At 65.9% G+C, this 1,863-nt stretch carries 2 protein-coding genes; both read left to right on the forward strand.

Features of this window, described 5'->3' with window-relative positions; translation table 11 throughout:
• Positions 1–692: MCE family protein (locus WAN71_RS07695; RefSeq protein WP_422224764.1), on the forward strand; the 692-nt coding region annotated here is incomplete at its 5' end.
• On the forward strand, positions 692–1,863 hold a 1,172-nt coding region (locus tag WAN71_RS07700; protein ID WP_422224765.1), incomplete at its 3' end, for an MlaD family protein. The genes WAN71_RS07695 and WAN71_RS07700, both read left to right, overlap by 1 nt.

The following is a 1,863-nucleotide window of genomic DNA, read 5'->3' on the forward strand; positions in this document are numbered from 1 at the left end:
TCGAAGAAGCGCTCAGTTCGGCGACGCTGCTGGTCAACGCGGGTGCCATCCGGCGCCTGGTATCCATCGTCAACGGCGCCGGCTCGGCGGTCGGCGGGCGCGGCGACAAAGTCGCCGCGCTGCTCCAGCACTCCAACACACTGATCTCGCGGCTCAACGCTCGGTCGGCTCAAATCGATGGCGCACTGCGCAGTACCTCCGGCCTTGCCGCCGCGCTTTCGGCACGCCAGGACACGCTCAACGAGGCCATCGCGGCGGCCGGCCCGGGGATAAGCACGATCGAGGACAACACCGCGCAGCTGGCCGACCTGGTGGACGCCGTCGCACGTGTCACCCGCCAGCTCAACCGGTTCCCGTCCCTGCGGCGCACCGACACCCGCAGCCTGGTCGCGGATCTCAACCGCCTCTCGGCGACGTTCAACGACATCGCCGTGGACCCCGATCTCACGTTGGAAAGGTTTACCTGGATAGACACGCTCTGGCTTGCATCGGCAAAGGGACCCAACCTCGGGGCGGTCGCCGATATTGCACAACTCGCGTTCGGTTCACTACCCGATATGAACTGGCCCGGCGACCCCGCGTTTCACGGGCCTGACGGCACCGATTGGCATGCCATGGTCGGCAGCCTCAGATATGAATGGAACCTGCTGTTGAGCAGAATCTATGGCCCCGACCATCTGCCGAGGCCATGATGGTGTCTACGAACCCGCTGGAATGGTCGGCGCGACTGATCGTCGACTCCGTCCGGGCGGTTGCGCGCCGGCGTGTCGCCGTGGCGGTGGGCGGTCTTGTCCTCACCCTGCTGGCAGCGTTGACCGACATATTGGTGGGATCGCTGGGTATCAACCCGGCACGCTCGACGATCACCGTGCGAGTGCTCCTGCCAGAGTCGGGTGGGCTCTTACCGAACCAAGACGTCACGTTTCGCGGAGTAGCGATTGGCCGCGTGAAATCGGTCAACCTCACCGCCACGGGTGTGGAGGCGGTAGCCGCGATCGACGCCGACGTGCGGGTGCCCAACGACGGCGTCGTCCGTGTCTCGGCCTTGTCGCCGGCCGGCGAACAGTATTTGGATTTCCGGCCAGTGAACGACCGCGCCCCTGCCTTGACCGACGGCAGCGTGATAGGCGAGAAGCAGACAACCGTCCCGGTGTCATTGGCGCGACTGCTCGCTGGCGCTGATGGGATGCTGGCTCAGCTGGATCCCCGCCGGCTCGCCGCCATCACCGATGAGCTACGGGTAGGACATCAGGGTCCGCAAAAGCTGGCGGCACTGTTGGACGGCGGCGCCTTCCTGATCTCGACCCTCGACTCGGTACTGCCGCAAACCGTTAGCGTGCTGCGCGCCAGCCGCACCGTGTTCACGACGCTGGGCGATGTCACCCCGGGTCTGCGTCATACCTCGCAGAACCTGCAGCAGACCCTGCACGGGGTCAACGCCATGGCGGGCGGCTTTCGCACCCTCGCCGATCGCGGCGGTGTGCCGTTGACCGCCCTGGATAACATCATCGCCGACAATTCCGAGACCATGGTCCAACTGCTGGGCAACCTCACGACAGTGGCGCAGATGTTATATCTACATACTCCCGCCCTGCGGGACATGTTGGCCGCCCCCCACGGGTCGCCATTTGAGGCCATAGCGAGCATCTTCCACGACGGTGCTGTCTGGGCGATCGTGGACCCCTACCCGCGTTACGGCTGCGACTACAACCTTCCGCGGCTGCCGCCCTCCGTGCCCGATTACCCCGAGCCGTACCTCTACACCTACTGCGACAACCCGGACCCCTCCGTGCTGGTCCGCGGTGCCCGCAATGCACCGCGACCACCGGGCGATGACACCGCCGGTCCTCCGCCGGGCTACGA

It is taken from the genome of Mycobacterium sp. (assembly GCF_049280035.1).
GTDB lineage: Bacteria > Actinomycetota > Actinomycetes > Mycobacteriales > Mycobacteriaceae > Mycobacterium.